The 18,031-nt window shown below is 70.2% G+C and carries 18 protein-coding genes and 1 riboswitch; of the genes, 11 read left to right on the top strand and 7 right to left on the bottom strand.

The genetic code is table 11. From position 1 onward, the window contains the following. Window positions 1-3: 3 nt before the first annotated feature. The gene (locus ACIRF8_RS27335; RefSeq protein ID WP_404218710.1) at window positions 4-636 is read right to left on the bottom strand and encodes a GNAT family N-acetyltransferase; all 633 of its coding nucleotides are present in this window, start codon (window positions 634-636) and stop codon (window positions 4-6) included. 156 nt (window positions 637-792) lie between these two features. Between ACIRF8_RS27335 and ACIRF8_RS27330 the strand changes: the two genes are divergently transcribed. After that, window positions 793-1,008 carry an EF-hand domain-containing protein gene (locus tag ACIRF8_RS27330; protein ID WP_404218708.1) on the top strand — a complete coding sequence of 72 codons (216 nt, stop codon included), beginning with the start codon at window positions 793-795 and terminating at the stop codon, window positions 1,006-1,008. Between the two features lie 61 nt (window positions 1,009-1,069). On the opposite strand, the gene ACIRF8_RS27325 is transcribed toward ACIRF8_RS27330, so the two are convergent. Further along, window positions 1,070-1,453, bottom strand: coding sequence for an alpha-isopropylmalate synthase regulatory domain-containing protein (locus ACIRF8_RS27325; RefSeq protein WP_404218812.1), 384 nt, complete (start codon window positions 1,451-1,453; stop codon window positions 1,070-1,072). Window positions 1,454-1,568: 115 nt separating this feature from the next. Between ACIRF8_RS27325 and ACIRF8_RS27320 the strand changes: the two genes are divergently transcribed. After that, on the top strand, window positions 1,569-2,261 hold the full coding sequence (locus ACIRF8_RS27320) for an NADPH-dependent F420 reductase (protein ID WP_404218706.1): 693 nt from the start codon (window positions 1,569-1,571) through the stop codon (window positions 2,259-2,261). A 22-nt stretch (window positions 2,262-2,283) separates the two neighbouring features. Here ACIRF8_RS27320 and ACIRF8_RS27315 read toward each other — a convergent pair whose 3' ends face one another. Then, window positions 2,284-2,835 (bottom strand): glycoside hydrolase family 25 protein, encoded by a 552-nt coding sequence (locus tag ACIRF8_RS27315; protein ID WP_404218704.1) that lies wholly within the window; start codon window positions 2,833-2,835, stop codon window positions 2,284-2,286. A 147-nt stretch (window positions 2,836-2,982) separates the two neighbouring features. Between ACIRF8_RS27315 and ACIRF8_RS27310 the strand changes: the two genes are divergently transcribed. Next, window positions 2,983-3,996, top strand: coding sequence for an Ig-like domain-containing protein (locus ACIRF8_RS27310; protein WP_404218702.1), 1,014 nt, complete (start codon window positions 2,983-2,985; stop codon window positions 3,994-3,996). 28 nt (window positions 3,997-4,024) lie between these two features. Here ACIRF8_RS27310 and ACIRF8_RS27305 read toward each other — a convergent pair whose 3' ends face one another. From ACIRF8_RS27305 to gcvT, 4 genes are all read right to left on the bottom strand, one after another. Continuing rightward, on the bottom strand, window positions 4,025-5,422 hold the full coding sequence (locus tag ACIRF8_RS27305) for an L-serine ammonia-lyase (RefSeq protein ID WP_404218700.1): 1,398 nt from the start codon (window positions 5,420-5,422) through the stop codon (window positions 4,025-4,027). Window positions 5,423-5,593: 171 nt separating this feature from the next. Continuing rightward, window positions 5,594-6,862 carry a serine hydroxymethyltransferase gene (gene glyA / locus ACIRF8_RS27300; protein WP_404218698.1) on the bottom strand — a complete coding sequence of 423 codons (1,269 nt, stop codon included), beginning with the start codon at window positions 6,860-6,862 and terminating at the stop codon, window positions 5,594-5,596. Window positions 6,863-6,870: 8 nt separating this feature from the next. Continuing rightward, entirely contained in the window at window positions 6,871-7,248 is a 378-nt protein-coding gene (gene gcvH / locus ACIRF8_RS27295; protein WP_404218696.1) for a glycine cleavage system protein GcvH, read from the bottom strand. Window positions 7,249-7,314: 66 nt separating this feature from the next. Beyond that, complete coding sequence (gene gcvT, locus ACIRF8_RS27290) at window positions 7,315-8,430, bottom strand: glycine cleavage system aminomethyltransferase GcvT (protein ID WP_404218694.1); 1,116 nt, start codon at window positions 8,428-8,430, stop codon at window positions 7,315-7,317. A gap of 171 nt (window positions 8,431-8,601) precedes the next feature. Further along, a riboswitch (glycine riboswitch) is annotated at window positions 8,602-8,709 on the bottom strand. Window positions 8,710-8,859: 150 nt separating this feature from the next. Here gcvT and ACIRF8_RS27285 point away from each other — a divergent pair. The 8 genes from ACIRF8_RS27285 (at window position 8,860) to ACIRF8_RS27250 (ending at window position 17,921) form a co-directional block, all read left to right on the top strand. Further along, window positions 8,860-9,522: an AAA family ATPase gene (locus ACIRF8_RS27285; RefSeq protein WP_404218810.1), complete on the top strand. Its 663-nt coding sequence runs from the start codon at window positions 8,860-8,862 to the stop codon at window positions 9,520-9,522. A gap of 34 nt (window positions 9,523-9,556) precedes the next feature. Then, a complete protein-coding gene (locus ACIRF8_RS27280) occupies window positions 9,557-10,333 on the top strand; it encodes an enhanced serine sensitivity protein SseB (RefSeq protein ID WP_404218692.1) in 777 nt (258 codons plus the stop codon). Window positions 10,334-10,451: 118 nt separating this feature from the next. Next, window positions 10,452-11,237, top strand: coding sequence for an enhanced serine sensitivity protein SseB C-terminal domain-containing protein (locus tag ACIRF8_RS27275; RefSeq protein ID WP_404218689.1), 786 nt, complete (start codon window positions 10,452-10,454; stop codon window positions 11,235-11,237). Between the two features lie 316 nt (window positions 11,238-11,553). Then, window positions 11,554-12,558, top strand: a complete 1,005-nt coding sequence (locus ACIRF8_RS27270) for an ABC transporter permease (RefSeq protein ID WP_404218687.1) — start codon at window positions 11,554-11,556, stop codon at window positions 12,556-12,558. 123 nt (window positions 12,559-12,681) lie between these two features. Then, window positions 12,682-14,454 (top strand): ABC transporter substrate-binding protein, encoded by a 1,773-nt coding sequence (locus ACIRF8_RS27265; RefSeq protein WP_404218686.1) that lies wholly within the window; start codon window positions 12,682-12,684, stop codon window positions 14,452-14,454. 148 nt (window positions 14,455-14,602) lie between these two features. Beyond that, window positions 14,603-15,604: an ABC transporter permease gene (locus tag ACIRF8_RS27260; RefSeq protein ID WP_404218685.1), complete on the top strand. Its 1,002-nt coding sequence runs from the start codon at window positions 14,603-14,605 to the stop codon at window positions 15,602-15,604. After that, on the top strand, window positions 15,601-16,698 hold the full coding sequence (locus tag ACIRF8_RS27255) for an ABC transporter ATP-binding protein (protein ID WP_404218684.1): 1,098 nt from the start codon (window positions 15,601-15,603) through the stop codon (window positions 16,696-16,698). The genes ACIRF8_RS27260 and ACIRF8_RS27255 overlap by 4 nt, the downstream gene beginning before the upstream one ends. 20 nt (window positions 16,699-16,718) lie before the next feature. Next, the gene (locus ACIRF8_RS27250; protein WP_404218683.1) at window positions 16,719-17,921 is read left to right on the top strand and encodes an ABC transporter ATP-binding protein; all 1,203 of its coding nucleotides are present in this window, start codon (window positions 16,719-16,721) and stop codon (window positions 17,919-17,921) included. Window positions 17,922-18,031 lie beyond the last annotated feature (110 nt).

Here is an 18,031-nt window from a genome sequence, read left to right as displayed (position 1 = left end):
CGGTCACCGGGTGAGCATCAGCGCCTCGGACCCCACCGGACCGTAGCCCGCCGCCCGGAAGACCCGGACACTGCGCGCGTTGCCCGGCGACTGCTGCGCCCACACGTACTCGTCGTCCGCCAAGTGGCGGGCGGCGAGCGCCAGTCGCCGCCCAAGGCCCCGGTGGCGCAGGTCCTCGTCCACCTCGATCGCGGCCTCCAGACGCCCGCCGATCCCGCGCCCGAGCACCAGGACACCGCCGGCCGCCTCCCACACCCGCACCTCGTCCCGGTGCGCGAGGGCCCGTACCACCCGGGGGTGCTCCCGGTCCCGGATCTCGCGCAGCTCCAGGGGCGGCGGGCCCGCGAGCGCCGGTGCGACCGTCAGCAGGTCGATCGTGTCGTGGGCGCGGCCCGTGCGGTCCATGAACGCGGTGAGGAACCGGGCGTTCATGGACGCCGCGAGCGGGTCGCAGTCCACCGCCGCCAGCGCCTCGCGCACCCAGCTCTCCGGCTCGTCCGTGAACACCACGCTGTGCGCCGTGAACGCCAGCACCCCCGCGTCCCGCGCGCACATCTGCGGCACGACCGTCGTCCCGCCGTCCGGCGGCGGGAAGACACCCTTGGCCGCCGCGTCCAGAATGTCGCGCAGATTCACCTTGGCTCCTCGCTCGCGTCCCCACCCACCGGCCACCGACTCTATGACGCCGAGTCCGCCTGGGTCCTGGCCGCACCGCGTGCCCACCCCGCCGGATAATCTGACCCCGTCAATACGGCAGAACGAGCAGTACGTACCAAACGAGGGGTGGTCCCGGTGGCGGACATCGAGGAAGCACGCAAGGCGTTCGAGCGGTTCGACGCGGACGGCGACGGCTTCATCACGGCGGCCGAGTACAAGAGCGCCATGGCGCAGATGGGCGACTTCAACGTCACGGAGTCGGTGGCCGAGGTCCTCATCGCCCGGCAGGACACCGACGGCGACAAGCTCCTCTCCTTCGACGAGTTCTGGGCCAACCTGAACAAGGCCTGAGTGCGGTGCCCTGTCCGCCGGGGCGGGAGCGGTGTGCTCCCGCCCCGGCGGACAGGTTCTCTCAACCCGCCGCGGACACGGCCCTGTTGACCGCCGCCGGCACCGCCCGCACGGAGGCGGTCAGGACCCAGGTGGAGCGGCCCGCACCCCACGCGTGCGTCCCGCCGACCCGGCAGCGGACGTAGGCGACGGCTTCGCTGTCCGGGCCCTCGGTGAGGCCGTGCTCGGCGAAGGACTCGATGCCGACCTCGAGACCGGCCGCGCGCAGCGCGTCGGTGAAGGCGGCCGGCGGGCCGTTGCCCTTGCCGTCGAGGTCCCGTACGACGCCGTCGATCTCGGCCGTGCCGGTGAAGCGGTGCACGGCGCCGTCCTGCCGGGTGCTCCACTCGACGAGCGCGACCGACCCCGTGACGTCCAGACAGGCCGTGCGGAACAGCTCGTACAGGTCGTCCGCGCCGGGGCCCGCCCAACTCCGTGGGCCACGGCTGCGGCGGCGGGCCCGTCGTCACTCTTTGGGCGCAACCGCGGAATAGCCGTCGGTCCACCGGGGTTGGCAATCCATGCACATGCATGGATCTCTCGAAGGGCATGACATGAAGATCGGCATCATCGGCGCGGGCAACATCGGTGGCAACCTCACCCGGCGCTTCACCGCCGTCGGGCACGACGTCCACGTCGCCAACTCGCGCGGCCCGCACACCCTGACCGAACTCGCGGAGGAGACCGGCGCCACGCCCGCCACCATCGAGGACGCGGTGCGCGACGCGCAGGTCGTCGTCGTGACTGTCCCGCTCAAGGCCGTCCCGAACCTCCCCGAGGGCTTCCTCGACGCCGCCGCACCCGACGTCACCGTCCTCGACACCGGCAACTACTACCCGCAGCAGCGCGACGGGAAGATCGCCGAGATCGAGGACGGCCTCACCGAGAGCCGCTGGACCGAACGGCAGATCGGCCACGAGGTCGTCAAGGTGTTCAACGGCACCTACGCCCAGGACATCCTCGACAAGCCGCGCCCCTCCGGCGACCCGGCGCGCGTCGCCCTGCCGATCGCGAGCGACGACACCGCCGCCAAGCAGGTGGTCACCGCCCTCCTCGACGAGATCGGCTTCGACACCGTCGACGCGGGCGGCCAGGACGAGTCGTGGCGCCAGCAGCCCGGTACCCCCGTCTACGGCCTCGCCTCCGACGCCATCGCCGTCCGCAAGGCCCTGGAGGCGGCGTCCCCGGAGCGCACCGCGGAGTGGCGCGCCTGACCCGCCGTCCCTTCGACCCTCGTCAGGGCGTGGCCCATTCGCGCAGCGCCGCCTCGCTCGCGAAGTCGGCCACGTCCTTGTCGAGGGGGTGATCGGTGTACTGGTGGAAGCGCCACTTGGCCTTGATGCGCGGCTTGCCCGAGGCCACGTAGTCGGCGATCCAGAGACCGTCGCCCGCGTAGGACGTCGTGTCGATGTTGAGCCAGTAGTTGCGGTTGCAGTAGAGCAGGACCCGGTGGTGGGGCCGCAGCCGCTTCACCTCGCGGATGAATCTGTCCTTCTCCGCGTTGCTCGCGTGCGTGCCGTCCCCGGTCGTCTCCCAGTCCACGGCCAGCAGATCGCCCGCCCTCTCGGGGGCCTTGCTCACGAAGTACTCGGCCTGCGCGGTGAGGTTCCCCGGCCACAGGAAGTGGTAGAAACCGACGACACAGCCCGCGTCCCGCGCCCGCTTGGTCTGCGCGGTCAGCCGGGGATTGACGTAACTGCGGCCCTCCGTCGCCTTGATGAAGACGAACGACAGGCCGTCGGTGTCGAACGAGGACTGGTGCGAGCTGACGTCGATGCCACGGATCATGGCTGAGCCTCCTGGGAATGGGGCGACGAAGTCGACCTACCCATCGTCGTTTGCCGACCCCCACTCTTGGAACACGCTTTACACGGCGACATGCAACTGACGTCGCCCCTTCCGCTGTCTGACAGGGAGGCGGGGGGCAATGGGCGCATGACGAAGAGAGCGGGGCAGTTCGTGGGACGGCGCAAGGGCAGCGGCATAGGGATCGCGCTGATGACGGTCGCGGCGCTGGCAGGCGTGAGCGCCTGTGGCGGCAGCGGCGGCGACAAGGCGGGCGGGGACGACGCGAAGGCGTCGGGCAAGCCGAGCGCGAGCGCGTCTCCGTCACCGGAGAAACCCAAGGGACCGCCGATGCTCCTGGAGACGATCACCCCGCAGACCGGCGCCACGGTCGGCGTGGCCATGCCGGTCTCGGTGGTCTTCACCAACCCGGTGGCCGCCAAGGCGCGCGCCTCCGTCGAGAAGCACATGAAGGTGAGCGCGTCGCAGCCGGTCGAGGGCGCCTGGCACTGGTTCGGCGACAAGCGCGCCGACTGGCGGCCGAAGGAGTACTGGCCCTCCGGCACGAAGGTGAAGGTCGAAGCCGACATGAAGGGCGTCGCCAACGGCAACGGCCGGTACGGCGTGCGCACGTACACCCACACCTTCAAGGTCGGCGACGACGTCCGGGCCGACGTCTCCGTCACCGGGCACACCCTGAAGGTCACCAAGAACGGTTCGGCGCTGCGCACGCTCTCGATCAACGCGGGCAGCGCCGAGTACCCGACCTGGAACGGCACGATGGCCGTCATCGACAAGCAGGAGAAGGTCCACATGACCTCGTGCAGCGTCGGCATCAGTTGCAACAAGGGTGACGCCAACTACTACGACCTGACGCTGCCCTGGGACGTCCACCTCACCCAGTCCGGCACCTACGTCCACTACTCGACCGGTGACCCGAGCCCGGGCAGCGGCAGCGCCCGCGGCTCGCACGGCTGCGTCCACCTGTCGATGTCCGACGCCAAGTGGTTCTACCAGCAGGTCAAGCAGGGCGACCCGGTCACCATCACCGGCTCCCCGCGCGCCAAGGCCCCGGCCGACAACGGCTACGCGTCGTTCAACCTGAGCTGGGACCAGTGGCTCGCGGGCAGCGGCTCGGGCGAGTCCACCACCGCCGCCCTCTGACCCCGCGCGGCGGGCCGGCGCCCGGTGATCAGCACTCGATGATGTTCACCGCGAGCCCGCCGCGCGCCGTCTCCTTGTACTTGACGGACATGTCGGCGCCGGTCTCCTTCATGGTCTTGATGACCTTGTCGAGGGAGACCTTGTGGGAGCCGTCGCCGCGCATCGCCATCTTGGCGGCGGTGACGGCCTTCACGGCGGCCATGCCGTTGCGCTCGATGCAGGGGATCTGGACGAGGCCGCCGACGGGGTCGCAGGTCAGCCCGAGGTTGTGCTCCATGCCGATCTCGGCCGCGTTCTCCACCTGCTCGGGGCTGCCGCCAAGGACCTCGGCGAGCGCGCCCGCCGCCATCGAACAGGCCGAGCCGACCTCGCCCTGGCAGCCGACCTCGGCGCCGGAGATCGAGGCGTTCTCCTTGAACAGCATGCCGATCGCGCCCGCCGAGAGCAGGAAGCGGACGACGCCCTCCTCCTTCTCCTGCGGGGAGCCGCCGGGCACGAAGTTCACGTAGTAGTGCAGGACCGCGGGGATGATGCCGGCCGCGCCGTTCGTCGGGGCGGTGACCACCCGGCCGCCCGCCGCGTTCTCCTCGTTCACCGCCATCGCGTACAGCGTGAGCCACTCCATGGCGTGCGCCAGCGGCTCGCCCTCGGCCCGCAGCTTGCGAGCCGAACCCGCCGCCCTGCGGCGGACCTTCAGGCCGCCCGGCAGGATGCCCTCCCGGGACATGCCGCGCGCCACGCACGCCTGCATCACACGCCACAGTTCGAGCAGGCCGGCGCGGATCTCGTCCTCGGTGCGCCAGGCCTTCTCGTTCTCCAGCATCAGCGCCGGGATGGACAGGCCCGTCTCACGGGTGAGGCGCAGCAGCTCGTCGCCGGTGCGGAACGGGTACTTCAGGACGGTGTCGTCCGGCACGACCGGGTTCTCGCCCGCGACGGCGTCCTGGGAGAGCACGGTCTCGTCGACGACGAAGCCGCCGCCGACCGAGTAGTACGTCTTCGTCAGCAGCTCGCCGCCGTCGGTGTCGTACGCCCACAGCCGCATGCCGTTGGCGTGGTAGGGCAGCGTCTCGCGGCGGTGCAGGACCAGGTCGTCGTCGAAGGAGAAGGCGATGTCGTGGACGCCGAGGAGGTTGATGCGGCCGGCGGACTTGATCTCCTCCACCCGCTCGTCGGCGTGCTCCACGTCCACGGTGCGCGGCGACTCGCCCTCCAGACCGAGGAGGACGGCCTTGGGGGTGCCGTGTCCGTGGCCGGTCGCGCCGAGCGAGCCGTACAGCTCGGCGCGTATAGAGGCGGTGTGGGCCAGCAGGCCCTCGTTCTTCAGGCGGCTCGCGAACATCCGGGCCGCGCGCATCGGGCCGACCGTGTGTGAGCTGGACGGGCCGATGCCGATCGAGAACAGGTCGAAGACCGAGATGGCCACGGTGAGAACTCCAATGGGTGGGTGGCGGACGCCGTTGTCTGCCGGGGTGGTGCGGTGTGCGGGGCGGTGCATGGCGCGGGGCACCGCGCGTCCTGGTTCCTTGTGGTTCCAGTGTGCGCGGTGCCCCGGAAGTGTGTACGTACACAAGGGTACGTAACTCCGGCCGAATCCTTACAGGCCGGGGTACAGCGGGTGCTTCTCGGCCAAGGCGGTCACCCGGGCCTTGAGCGCCTGGGCGTCGTAGGACGGCTTGAGGGCCTCCGCGATCACGTCGGCGACCTCGGTGAAGTCCTCGGCGGTGAAGCCGCGGGTGGCGAGGGCGGGTGTGCCGATGCGCAGGCCCGAGGTGACCATCGGCGGGCGCGGGTCGTTCGGGACGGCGTTGCGGTTGACCGTGATGCCGACCTCGTGGAGGCGGTCCTCGGCCTGCTGCCCGTCGAGCTCGGAGTCGCGCAGGTCGACCAGGACGAGGTGCACGTCCGTACCGCCGGAGAGCACGTTCACGCCGTGGGCGCGGGAGTCCTCCGAGGTCAGGCGCTCGGCGAGGATGCGGGCACCCTCGACGGTGCGCTGCTGGCGCTCCTTGAAGCCCTCGCTCGCGGCGATCTTGAAGGAGACCGCCTTGGCCGCGATCACGTGCTCCAGGGGGCCGCCCTGGAAGCCCGGGAATACGGCGGAGTTCAGCTTCTTCGCGAACTCCTTGCTGCGGGCCAGGATGATGCCGCCGCGCGGGCCGCCCAGCGTCTTGTGCGTGGTGGATGTGACCACGTCGGCGTGCGGCACCGGGTTGGGGTGCAGGCCCGCGGCGACGAGGCCCGCGAAGTGCGCCATGTCGACCCAGAGGTACGCCTCGACCTCGTCGGCGATGCGGCGGAACTCGGCGAAGTCGAGCTGGCGCGGGTACGCCGACCAGCCGGCGATGATCACCTTGGGGCGGTGCTCCTTGGCGAGCCGCTCGACCTCGGCCATGTCGACCAGGCCGTTGTCGTCGACGTGGTACGGGACCACGTCGAACTGCTTGCCGGAGAAGTTCAGGCGCATGCCGTGCGTGAGGTGGCCGCCGTGCGCCAGGTCCAGGCCGAGGATCGTGTCGCCGGGCTTGGCGAGCGCGAAGAGGGCCGCCTGGTTCGCGGAGGCGCCCGAGTGCGGCTGCACGTTGGCGTACTCGGCGCCGAACAGCTCCTTGACCCGGTCGATCGCGATCTGCTCGGTGACGTCGACGTGCTCGCAGCCGCCGTAGTAGCGGCGGCCGGGGTAACCCTCGGCGTACTTGTTGGTGAGGACCGAACCCTGGGCCTCCATGACGGCGACCGGGGCGAAGTTCTCCGACGCGATCATCTCCAGGGTCGACTGCTGGCGCTTCAGCTCGGCGTCGACCGCGACGGCGACCTCCGGGTCGAGCGCGTGCAGGGACTCGTTCAGAACGGACTTGTCGGTCATGATGCGGTTCAGCTCCCGGAGAACTCGGTGTACTCGTCGGCGGTGAGCAGGTCCTTCGGTTCGTCGGCGATCCGGACCTTGAACAGCCAGCCGCCCTCGAAGGGGGCCGAGTTCACCAGGGACGGGTCGTCGACGACGTCCTGGTTGGCCTCGGTGACCTCGCCCGACACCGGGGAGTACAGGTCGGAGACCGACTTGGTGGACTCCAGCTCACCGCAGGTCTCGCCCGCGGTGACGGTCTCGCCGACCTCGGGGAGCTGGACGAACACGATGTCACCGAGCGCGTTGGCCGCGTGCTCCGTGATGCCGACCGTGGCGACGCCGTCCTCGACGGCCGACAGCCACTCGTGCTCCTTGCTGTAGCGAAGCTGCTGGGGGTTGCTCATGAGGCGAATTCTCCTGTACGCGGGAAGGTGCTGGTGACAGTGGGGCGGGCGGCCGGGGCGCGCGGGCTACTTCTGGCGCTTGTAGAACGGCAGCGCCACGACCTCGTACGGCTCATGCGTACCGCGGATGTCCACGCCCACGCCCGCCGTGCCCGGCTCGGCGTGCGCGGCGTCGACGTACGCCATGGCGATCGGCTTGCCCAGGGTGGGGGAGGGGGCGCCGGAGGTGACCTCGCCGATCACCTGTCCTTCGTGGACGACCGGCATGCCCGCGCGCGGGACGCGGCGGCCCCCGGCGACCAGGCCGACGAGCTTGCGGGGCGGCGCTGTCTCGGCGCGCTCGGCGGCGGCGGCCAGGGCCTCGCGGCCCACGAAGTCGTCCGCGTGGGAGGTCTTCTCGAACTTCACGACCCGGCCGAGGCCCGCGTCGAAGGGGGTCAGCTCGGTGGTCAGCTCGTGCCCGTACAGCGGCATGCCCGCCTCCAGGCGCAGCGTGTCACGGCAGGACAGACCGCACGGGACGAGGCCGTGCTCGGCGCCCGCCTCGGTCAGCGCCTGCCACAGCTTCTCCGCGTCGGCGGGGGCGACGAACAGCTCGAAGCCGTCCTCGCCGGTGTAGCCGGTGCGGGCGATGAGCGCCTCGACACCGGCGACGGTGCCGGGCAGACCGGCGTAGTACTTCAGCCCGTCCAGATCGGCGTCCGTGACGGACTTCACGATGGCGGGGGAGTGCGGGCCCTGCACGGCGATCAGCGCGTACGCGTCCCGGTCGTCGCGGACCTCGGCGTCGAACCCCTCGGCGCGCTCGGTCAGGGCGTCGAGCACGGTCTGCGCGTTGCCCGCGTTGGCGACGACCATGTACGTCGTCTCCGCCAGCCGGTAGACGATCAGGTCGTCGAGGATGCCGCCGTCGGCGCGGCAGATCATCGTGTACCGGGCGCGGCCGACGCCGACGGTGCCGATGTTGCCGACCAGCGCGAAGTTCAGCAGCTCCACCGCGTCCGGTCCCGACACCGTGATCTCGCCCATGTGCGACAGGTCGAAGAGTCCGGCCCTCGTGCGCACGGCGTTGTGTTCCTCGCGCTCGCTGGCGTAGCGCAGCGGCATGTCCCAGCCGGCGAAGTCGGTCATGGTGGCGCCCAGCGAGCGGTGCAGGGCGTCGAGTGCGGTCGTACGGGTCATGGCTGGTGCTCCCGGGCGTGACGGCGATGGCGAGGGGTCCCCCGTGGCGGAGGCCTCCCCATCTGTCATCGGAACCTGAGAGGTTCGCCCCGACCCCACGTACTGCTGGTCATGGCTTGCACCTTGGGTGGGGCCGCCGTACTGGACGGACGGCCCGCTTTTCAGATGTGCCTCGCCCGCGCGGTACGGGGCCTGAGAGATTCAAGGGAGGAACTTGCTCCTTCGGCGCCCGGGTACCCGTCGTGCTGGTGGGTCCCGGAACTCTCCCGCGCGGATTCAAGCGGCCGGTATGCGGTTGTGCGCGTGTGGCGCTGTGTGCGTGTGGCGCGCACATCATTGCATGCCCGTCGAACGGGGAAACCCCACGCCGGGCATTACCTTCTCTTTACACTTGGCGGGCAGAAGTGCCTGAGCGGAACGGGGAGGACGATCACGGTGCGCAAGGCGATCGTGGGGGCGTACGCGACGACGGCTCCGAGTGCGCCCGCGGCGGTGCCGGGGGCACGGACCCCGCGGCGGCGCCAGGTGCGCGACCTGCGCGGGCGAGCGGGCCGCACACCACGCCGGATCGGGTTCGCGGCGGGGGACCTCGTCGTCCTCTCGGGGCTGCCCGGCAGCGGCAAGTCCACCTTGATGCGCCGGACGGTCACGGTCCGGCGCATCGACTCCCAGGACGCCAGGGAGCGCTGGGCGGCCCGCCTCCCGCGCGGCGTGCCGTACGCCCTGTACCGGCCGCTGGTCCGCATCGCGCACTACGCGGGCCTGCGGCGGGCGATGCGCTCGGGCGCCAGCGTCGTCGTCCACGACTGCGGCACCCAGGCCTGGGTGCGCCGCTGGATGATCCGCGTGGCCCGGCGCCGCGGCGCCGCCGTCCACCTCCTGCTCCTCGACGTCCCGCCGGAGACCGCGCGGGAGGGTCAGTTGCGGCGGGGCCGCGGGGTGTCGCGGTACGCGTTCGCGCGCCATCGCCGGGCGGTGGGCGCGCTGGTCACCTCGACCGAGCGGGGCGAACTGCCGGCGGGCATCGAGTCGGCGGTGCTCCTGGACCGCGCGGCGACCGACGCCCTCGGCGGGATCACGTTCCGGGGATAGGGGCCGTCGGCGGCACGGGTTATCGTCGGCGGCTATGGAACACCCGGCATTTCACGAGGACGCGCACCCCCATCCGACGCACGGCTGGCCGGCCAACGAGCTGGAGCAGGTCCTCGCCGCGGCGCTCGGCGTGGAAGGGGCGGGCGCCCGCATCGTCGAGGTCCTGGGCCGCAGCCCGATCTGGATTCCGCTGCCCCAGGGCGGCAGCACCGAGAGCCGCGACCTCGACCTGCCGACGCTGGAGATCGAGGGGCAGGCGTACGTGCCCGTCTTCAGCTCCGAGCAGCAGTTCACGCAGGTCACCGGTGGCCGTATGCACTGCGCGGTGGCCCCGGCCGTCGAGTTCGCCCGCGGTCTTCCCGCCCAGGTCGGGCTCGCCCTCAACCCGGACGGCGCCGTCGGCATCCCGCTGCCCCCGGCCGCCGTCGCCGAACTGGCCCGCAGTGGCCGCACCCCGCTGGACGGCCCGGCCACCGGTGGCCGCGTCGTGCTCTCCGAGCCGGACTGGCAGCACGACCCGGTGGACTTCCTGGCGGCGGTGCGCGAGGAGTTCGAGGCGGTCGGCACCGTGCTGAGCGCCCACCGCTGCCTCGCCGTCGTCGAGGACGCGGCCCCGTCGCTCTTCATCGGCGTGCGGCTGACCCAGTGGGAGGGCTCCGCGCGTGACCTCCCGCTGGACGCCCTGGGCCGCGCCCTCGGCCGGACGCCGGTCGCCTGGCCGGTGAACCTCGTCTTCCTCGACGTCACCCAGGACCCGGTCGCCGACTTCCTGCGCACCCGCGTACAGCCGTTCTACGCGCGGGAACGGTGAGGCCGTCCGTCAAGTCGGTGTCAGGAACGCCGCTTAAGCTGGTTTCATGACCTGACCGGGCGGCGCTGCGCCCCCGGGCACGGGCGGGACACGGACGTTCACGAAGGGGCGGTTACGGGTGAGTGCGTCGGGCACGGCCGCGGCCGGACAGGTCGAGCACATGCTGCGCCAGGTGACCCCCGGGCGCTACGACGCGTACGAGGCGCTCCTCGCGGCCCTCGCCGCCGGACAGGTCTGGATGCTGCTCTGGCACGGCCAGGCCGGCTCACCCGACGCCCAGTACGGGAACATGGACGTGGACGGTTTCTCCTACGCCCCCTGCGTCACCTCCGCCCAGGAACTCTCCGCGTCCGGCTGGTCCCGCGCCTACGAGGTGGTCGGCGGCGTCGACGCGGCCCGCACCCTCTACCCCGACCACTACGGCCTGTGGCTCAACCCGCACGCACCCGGCGGCGGCGTCGGCGTGCCCTGGCTCGACCTGCGGCGCATCGCGGGCGGCCTCGACCGGCAGGCCGCCGGGCCGCTGCGGCTGGCCGAACCGACCATCGAGATCCCCCAGTTCTACGCGCTGCTCGCGCAGAACGCGCACCGCACCACCGCGATCCGTTCGCTGCGCCGCGCCTGGGTGCAGCCCGCGATCGGCGCACCGTACCTGGCGATCGGCCTCGACGTGTACGACACCTCGCCCGCGTCGGTGGACGCGGTCCGCGCCATGATGCAGCAGTCCGTCGCGGCGGTCCCGGACGGCCTGCCGGTCTCCACGGTCGCCATGTCCGACCCGTACGACCCGGTGGCGATGTGGCTGCGGGCGAACGCGCGCCCGTTCTACGACCGTGAGGCGCACGCCGCGCCGGCCGCCCCGGCCGGCGGCGGTTACGGCTTCCCGCCGCCCTACGGAGCCTGAGCGCGGCGCGGCCGTCCCGACCCTCCCACAACGGCCGTCACACTATGGACAGTTGTGGCCCCAATGTCCGGCCTGACACCCCTTACGCCCCAACTGCCCACTGTTCGCACCCCGTTCACGGCTGTCCGGATAACGGAACACCCCTGACCGCATCACGTTTAGGCATCCTTTCCCCGTCAAGTCTGGCAACAGATCGCACACAGGTTGAAGACTCCCGCAGCAAGGGGCTTCGCCTCTGTGTACGACGGACTGAACCACGCCGCTACAGCGGCAAGTGCGGGCCGGTCACCGCCGGTTGAGAGGGGTCCTTGCCACGATGACGGCACCATTGCACGACACGACCGCGGAAGTGGAGCCGGCGGCGCCGGTCGACGCTGCCGCGAGCGGCGCGGGCGGCAAGGTCGAAGGGCGGTCGCTGAAGCAGATCGCCTGGAACCGCCTCAAGCGCGACAAGGTCGCCCTCGCCGGTGGCATCGTTGTCGTCTTCCTTGTCCTGGTGGCGGTCTTCGCCCCGCTCATCGTGAGCCTGCTCGGGCATCCGCCGAACGAGTTCCACCAGGACAAGCTGGACCCGTTGACCAACCTGCCCAGCGGGTCCCTCGGCGGTGTCAGCAGCGACTTCCTCTTCGGCGTCGAGCCGAACAAGGGCCGCGACGTGTTCAGCCGCATCGTCTACGGTGCCCGGATCTCCCTGCTCGTGGCCTTCCTCGCGGCGATCGTCGCGGTGGCCCTCGGCACCCTGTTCGGCATCATGGCGGGCTACTTCGGCGGCTGGGTCGACGCCGTGATCAGCCGCGTCATGGACGTGCTGCTCTCCTTCCCGCAGCTCCTCTTCATCATCTCCCTGGTCTCGGTCCTCCCCGACGACCTGCTGGGCCTGACCGGCAGCGGCGTACGCATCGCCGTGCTCGTCCTGGTCATCGGATTCTTCGGCTGGCCGTACATCGGCCGTATCGTCCGCGGCCAGACGCTCTCGCTGCGGGAGCGCGAGTACGTCGAGGCCGCCCGGTCACTGGGCGGCGGCTCGCGCCACATCCTCTTCCGCGAGCTGCTGCCGAACCTGATCGCGCCGATCGTCGTCTACATGACGCTGATGATTCCGACCAACATCCTCACGGAGGCGGCGCTCAGCTTCCTCGGCGCGGGCGTCCGGCCGCCCACCGCGTCCTGGGGCGGCATGCTCCGGGACGCCCTGGAGACCTACGAGCACGACCCGATGTTCATGGTCTTCCCCGGCGTCACGATCTTCATCACCGTCCTCGCGTTCAACCTCTTCGGCGACGGGCTGCGCGACGCCCTCGACCCGAAGGGGACCCGGTAGAGCCGCAAGCCCGAGAAGCCCGACGGGCTTCCCCAGAACTGCCCCTGCCGCACAGTCAGGTGGCTTGACTCCATGGTTCTCCGGCATGTGCCCGGTGACCGCGATCTCGGAGGTTACGAGAAAATGCCCACAAGTTCCTCGAAACGACGGCTCGCCGCCGGCGCGGCCCTCGTGGTCGCGGCGCTGGTGACGACCACGGCGTGCGGCGGCGGCGACGACGGCGACTCCAAGGACTCGTCGAAGGGCGCCGGCTACGACGCGGCGTACAACAAGGTCGCCAACGCCTCCACGAAGAAGGGGGGCACGCTGAAGATGGTCGGCAAGCAGGACCTCGACTCCGCCGACCCCCAGCGTGCCTACTACGGCATGTCGTGGGACTTCATGCGCTTCTACACGCGTCAGTTGGTCACCTACGCGCCCAAGGCGGGTGCCGCCTCCACCGAGCTGGTCCCCGACCTGGCCACGGACAACGCCAAGATCACGGACGGCGGCAAGACGTACACGTACACGCTGCGCGACGGTGTGACGTGGGAGGACGGCTCGCCGATCACCTCCAAGGACATCAAGTACGGCATCGAGCGCGTCTGGGCCACGGACACCATCACCGGTGGTCCGCAGTACCTGAAGCAGAACCTGGACCCCAAGGGCGAGTACAAGGGCCCCTACAAGGACAAGTCCAAGGACAAGCTCGGTCTGAAGGCCATCCAGACGCCCGACGACAAGACCATCGTCTTCAAGCTGCCCAAGCCCAACGGTGACTTCGAGCAGTTCCTGGCGATGCCGTCCGGCTCCCCGGTGAAGCAGTCCGAGGACAAGGGCGCCAAGTACACCCAGCGTCCGTTCTCCTCGGGCCCGTACAAGTTCGAGTCGTACAAGGCGAACAAGAAGATCGTCCTTGTCCGCAACGACAAGTGGTCGAAGGCCTCCGACCCGATCCGCGCCGCGCTGCCGGACAAGATCGACGTGACGATCTCCGCCAACCTGGAGGAGAACGACAAGCGCCTGATGGACGGCGACTACGACGTCGACCTGAACGGCACGGGCATGACCCAGTCGGGTCGCGTCTCCGCCGTCCAGGACCACCGTGACAGCGTCGACAACATGCGGACCTCCTTCGTCCGCTACGTCGCGCTGGTCCACACCGCCAAGCCGTTCGACAACGTCCACTGCCGCAAGGCCGTGTTCTACGCGACGGACTTCGCCGGTCTCCAGCAGACCCGCGGCGGCCAGTTGGCCGGTGGCGACATCGCCAACTCGACCCTGCCGGTCTCCATCAAGGGCCACACGGACTACGACCCGTACGGCGTCATCGCCCGCAAGGGCAAGCCGGACGCGGCGAAGGCCAAGGCCGAGCTGAAGGAGTGCGGCAAGCCCGCCGGCTTCTCCACGAAGATCACCGCCCGTAACAACAACCCGGGCGAGGTCGACACCGCCGAGGCGCTCCAGGAGCAGCTCGCCAAGGTCGGCATCAAGCTCGAGGTGGACGCCCTGGACGGCGCCGAGACCTCCGCGATCACCGGTTCGCCGAAGGTCGTCAAGGAGCGCGGTTACGGCATGACCATGAGCGGTTGGGGCCCGGACTTCCCGTCCGGCCAGGGCTTCGGCCAGCCGCTGTGGGACAGCCGCTTCCTCTCGGACACGGGTAACTACAACGAGTCCCAGATCAAGGACCCGAAGATCGACGGCCTCTTCGACAAGGCGATCGCCGAGACCGACCCCGAGGCGGCCGGCAAGATCTACGAAGAGCTCGACAAGCGGATCCTCGACCAGGCCGACTGGATGCCCTTCATCTACGAGAAGAACATCACCTGGCGCGGCCCCCGTCTGACGAACGCCTACATGTCCGACGCGTACAACGGTCGCTACGACTACGTCTCCCTCGGCGTCGTCAAGTAGTCCCCCTTCCGGGCGACGGATTCGATCCGTCGCCCGGAACCTCCTTGGTCAGCCGCCGAAACCCGCCAGTCCGAAGGGCAGGTGATGGCCTCGGGCGGCGGCCGGGAGCCCTCACAAGGGGCTCCCGGCCGCCGCCGGGCCGCGCACAGTGCTTGCTTATCTCATCCGGCGCCTGTTCGCCGTAGTCATCATGGTGCTCGTCGTCCTCCTGGCGACCTTCACCATCTTCTTCATGCTGCCCAAATGGGCGGGTCAGGACATCGCCGTCCTCTTCGCCGGCAAGGCCACCGGAGCCGAGCAGCTCGCGGGCATCCGGATCAAACTAGGCCTGGACGACCCCGTGATGGTCCAGTTCTGGGACTTCGTCAAGGGCATCCCGCTCGGCCGGGACTACGTCAACGGAAACGACGTGACCCACTGCGGTGCCCCCTGCTTCGGGTACTCCTTCCGCACCGAGGCCCCCGTCTGGGACACCCTCAAGGACGCCCTGCCCGTCACCCTGGCGCTCGCCGCCGGCGCGTGCGTCCTCTGGCTGATCGCCGGTGTCGCCACCGGTGTGCTCTCCGCCCTCAAGCGGGGCACCATCTGGGACCGCTCCGCCATGACCATCGCCCTCGGCGGCGTCTCCCTGCCGGTCTTCTTCACCGGCATGGTCGCGATGGGGATCTTCGTGCACAGCCTGGGCTGGGTGCACATCGCCGACAGCCTCTCCACCGACGACTCCATCGGCGTCTGGCTCGAAACCCTGATCCTGCCGTGGATCGTGCTCGCCTTCCTCAACGCCGCGATGTACGCCCGCCTCACCAGAGCCACCATGCTGGAGATCCTGGGCGAGGACTACATCCGCACCGCGCGCTCCAAGGGACTCGGTGAGTCCGCGGTCATCACCCGGCACGCCCTGCGCTCCGCGATGACCCCGATCCTCACCGTCTTCGGACTCGACCTCGGCGTGCTGCTCGGCGGCGCCGTGCTCACCGAGTCCACGTTCAACCTGCCGGGTCTCGGCCTCGCGGCGGTCCAGGCCATCAGCAACAAGGACCTGCCCGTGATCCTCGGCGTGACGCTGTTCGCGGCTCTCGCGATCGCCGTCGCCAACCTCGCCGTGGACCTTCTGTACGCCGTCATCGACCCGCGAGTGAGGCTGGGATGACCGAACTGCACAAGACCGGTGCGGCTGTCGGGGAACCCGTCAGCACACCGGGCGCCCCCAGCGCCTTCCTCGAGGTCCGCGACCTCAAGGTGCACTTCCCGACCGACGACGGCCTGGTCAAGTCCGTCGACGGGCTCTCCTTCAAGCTGGAGAAGGGCCGCACCCTCGGCATCGTCGGCGAGTCCGGCTCGGGCAAGTCCGTCACCTCGCTCGGCATCCTGGGCCTGCACACCGCGGGCCAGTACGGCCGCCGCAAGGCCCAGATCAGCGGCGAGATCTGGCTCGACGGCACCGAACTGCTCACCGCGGACCCCGACAAGGTCCGCAAGCTGCGCGGCCGCGACATGGCGATGATCTTCCAGGACCCGCTGTCCGCGCTGCACCCGTACTACACGATCGGCCGGCAGATCGTGGAGGCGTACCGCGTCCACCACGACGTCGACAAGAAGACGGCCCGCAAGCGGGCGATCGAGATGCTCGACCGGGTCGGCATCCCGCAGCCCGACAAGCGGGTCGACGCCTACCCGCACGAGTTCTCCGGCGGTATGCGCCAGCGCGCCATGATCGCGATGGCGCTGGTCAACAACCCCGAGCTGCTGATCGCCGACGAGCCGACCACGGCCCTCGACGTGACGGTGCAGGCCCAGATCCTCGACCTGATCCGGGACCTCCAGAAGGAGTTCGGCTCGGCCGTCATCATGATCACGCACGACCTCGGCGTCGTCGCCGAGATGGCCGACGAACTGCTCGTCATGTACGGCGGCCGGTGCGTCGAGCGGGGCTCGGCCACGCAGGTCTTCTCCACGCCCCAGCACCCGTACACCTGGGGCCTGCTCGGCTCGATGCCGCGCATCGACCGGGAGCAGACCGAGCGGCTCATCCCGGTCAAGGGTTCCCCGCCCAGCCTCATCAACCTGCCGAGCGGCTGCGCCTTCAACCCGCGCTGCCCGTACGCGGACATCCCCAAGGACGACATCACCCGTCGCGAGCGCCCCGAACTCCAGCAGATCGACTCCGGTCACTACTCGGCCTGCCACATGTCGGCCGAGCAGCGGGAGCGGATCTGGACCGAAGAGATTGCGCCGAAGCTGTGACGGACGCCAAAGGACCCGACATGACGATCCCTCAGCAGGCGAGCGGTTCGCCGGCCACCTCGCTGAACCCCGCCAAGGGCGAGCCGCTGCTCAAGGTCGAGGGCCTGGTCAAGCACTTCCCCATCAAGAAGGGCCTGCTCAAGCGGCAGGTCGCCGCGGTGCAGGCGGTCGACGGGCTGACCTTCGACGTGCGCGCGGGGGAGACCCTGGGCGTGGTCGGCGAGTCCGGCTGCGGCAAGTCGACGATGGGCCGGCTCATCACGCGGCTGCTCGAACCGACCGCCGGACGCGTCGAGTTCGAGGGCACGGACATCACGCACCTGGGCGTCAGCGGCATGCGCCCGCTCCGCCGCGACGTGCAGATGATCTTCCAGGACCCGTACTCGTCGCTGAACCCGCGCCACAACATCGGCACCATCGTCGGGACCCCCTTCCAGCTCCAGGGCGTCAAGCCCGAGGGCGGGGTGCGCAAGGCGGTGCAGGAGCTCCTGGAGCGCGTCGGGCTCAACCCCGAGCACTACAACCGCTACCCGCACGAGTTCTCCGGCGGCCAGCGCCAGCGCATCGGCATCGCCCGCGCGCTGGCCCTGCGCCCGAAGCTGGTCGTCGCGGACGAGCCGGTCTCGGCGCTCGACGTGTCGATCCAGGCCCAGGTCGTGAACCTGCTGGACGACCTCCAGACCGAACTCGGCCTGACGTACGTGATCATCGCGCACGACCTCTCCGTCATCCGGCACGTCTCCGACCGGATCGCGGTGATGTACCTCGGCAAGATCGTGGAGCTCGCCGACCGCGACGACCTCTACTCGACGCCGATGCACCCGTACACCAAGGCGCTGCTCTCCGCGGTGCCGGTGCCGGACCCGAAGCGGCGCGGGACCAAGAGCGAGCGCATCCTGCTGCGCGGCGACGTCCCCTCGCCCATCGACCCGCCCTCGGGCTGTCGATTCCATACGCGCTGCTGGAAGGCGACGCAGGTGTGCGCGACGAAGGAGCCCCCGCTGCTCCAGCTCGGCACCGGCCACCAGGTCGCCTGCCACCACCCGGAGAACGCCCCCGACCAGGCCCCCGAGGACACCACGCTGCTCTCGGTGGCGAAGGAGGCGATCGACGTGGTGACGGTCCCGGCCCCGGCCGCCGTCACCGAGGAGCCGCCGGCGCCCGCCGGAACACCGGAGCCGTCCGAGGCCCCGGAGGCGGCCGAGGAGCCCGGGAAGAAGTAGGCGGCCCAGGGCGCGGCACGTGCGGTGTACATGGCCCGAAAGGGGCATGTACACGCCGCTCCGCGAAGCGCAGTGTCGGCGTGTCCGATTCATCGGAACACGTTCGAAGG

Origin of the sequence: Streptomyces sp. NPDC102406, assembly GCF_044765725.1 — a bacterium.
Lineage (GTDB): Bacteria > Actinomycetota > Actinomycetes > Streptomycetales > Streptomycetaceae > Streptomyces.
Note: the sequence above shows the minus strand (reverse complement) of the source record. Positions and strands in the feature narration are given on the sequence as shown.

Excerpts from the sequence above, each read along its gene's own strand:
- ACIRF8_RS27280 (WP_404218692.1), top strand. The coding sequence starts at position 9,557 with ATGGAACACCCGGCATTTCACGAGGACGCGCACCCCCATCCGACGCAC.
- ACIRF8_RS27265 (WP_404218686.1), top strand. The coding sequence starts at position 12,682 with ATGCCCACAAGTTCCTCGAAACGACGGCTCGCCGCCGGCGCGGCCCTC.
- ACIRF8_RS27270 (WP_404218687.1), top strand. The coding sequence starts at position 11,554 with ATGACGGCACCATTGCACGACACGACCGCGGAAGTGGAGCCGGCGGCG.
- ACIRF8_RS27320 (WP_404218706.1), top strand. The coding sequence starts at position 1,569 with ATGCACATGCATGGATCTCTCGAAGGGCATGACATGAAGATCGGCATC.
- gcvT (WP_404218694.1), bottom strand. The coding sequence starts at position 8,430 with ATGACCCGTACGACCGCACTCGACGCCCTGCACCGCTCGCTGGGCGCC.
- glyA (WP_404218698.1), bottom strand. The coding sequence starts at position 6,862 with ATGACCGACAAGTCCGTTCTGAACGAGTCCCTGCACGCGCTCGACCCG.
- ACIRF8_RS27255 (WP_404218684.1), top strand. The coding sequence starts at position 15,601 with ATGACCGAACTGCACAAGACCGGTGCGGCTGTCGGGGAACCCGTCAGC.
- ACIRF8_RS27250 (WP_404218683.1), top strand. The coding sequence starts at position 16,719 with ATGACGATCCCTCAGCAGGCGAGCGGTTCGCCGGCCACCTCGCTGAAC.
- ACIRF8_RS27315 (WP_404218704.1), bottom strand. The coding sequence starts at position 2,835 with ATGATCCGTGGCATCGACGTCAGCTCGCACCAGTCCTCGTTCGACACC.
- gcvH (WP_404218696.1), bottom strand. The coding sequence starts at position 7,248 with ATGAGCAACCCCCAGCAGCTTCGCTACAGCAAGGAGCACGAGTGGCTG.
- ACIRF8_RS27310 (WP_404218702.1), top strand. The coding sequence starts at position 2,983 with ATGACGAAGAGAGCGGGGCAGTTCGTGGGACGGCGCAAGGGCAGCGGC.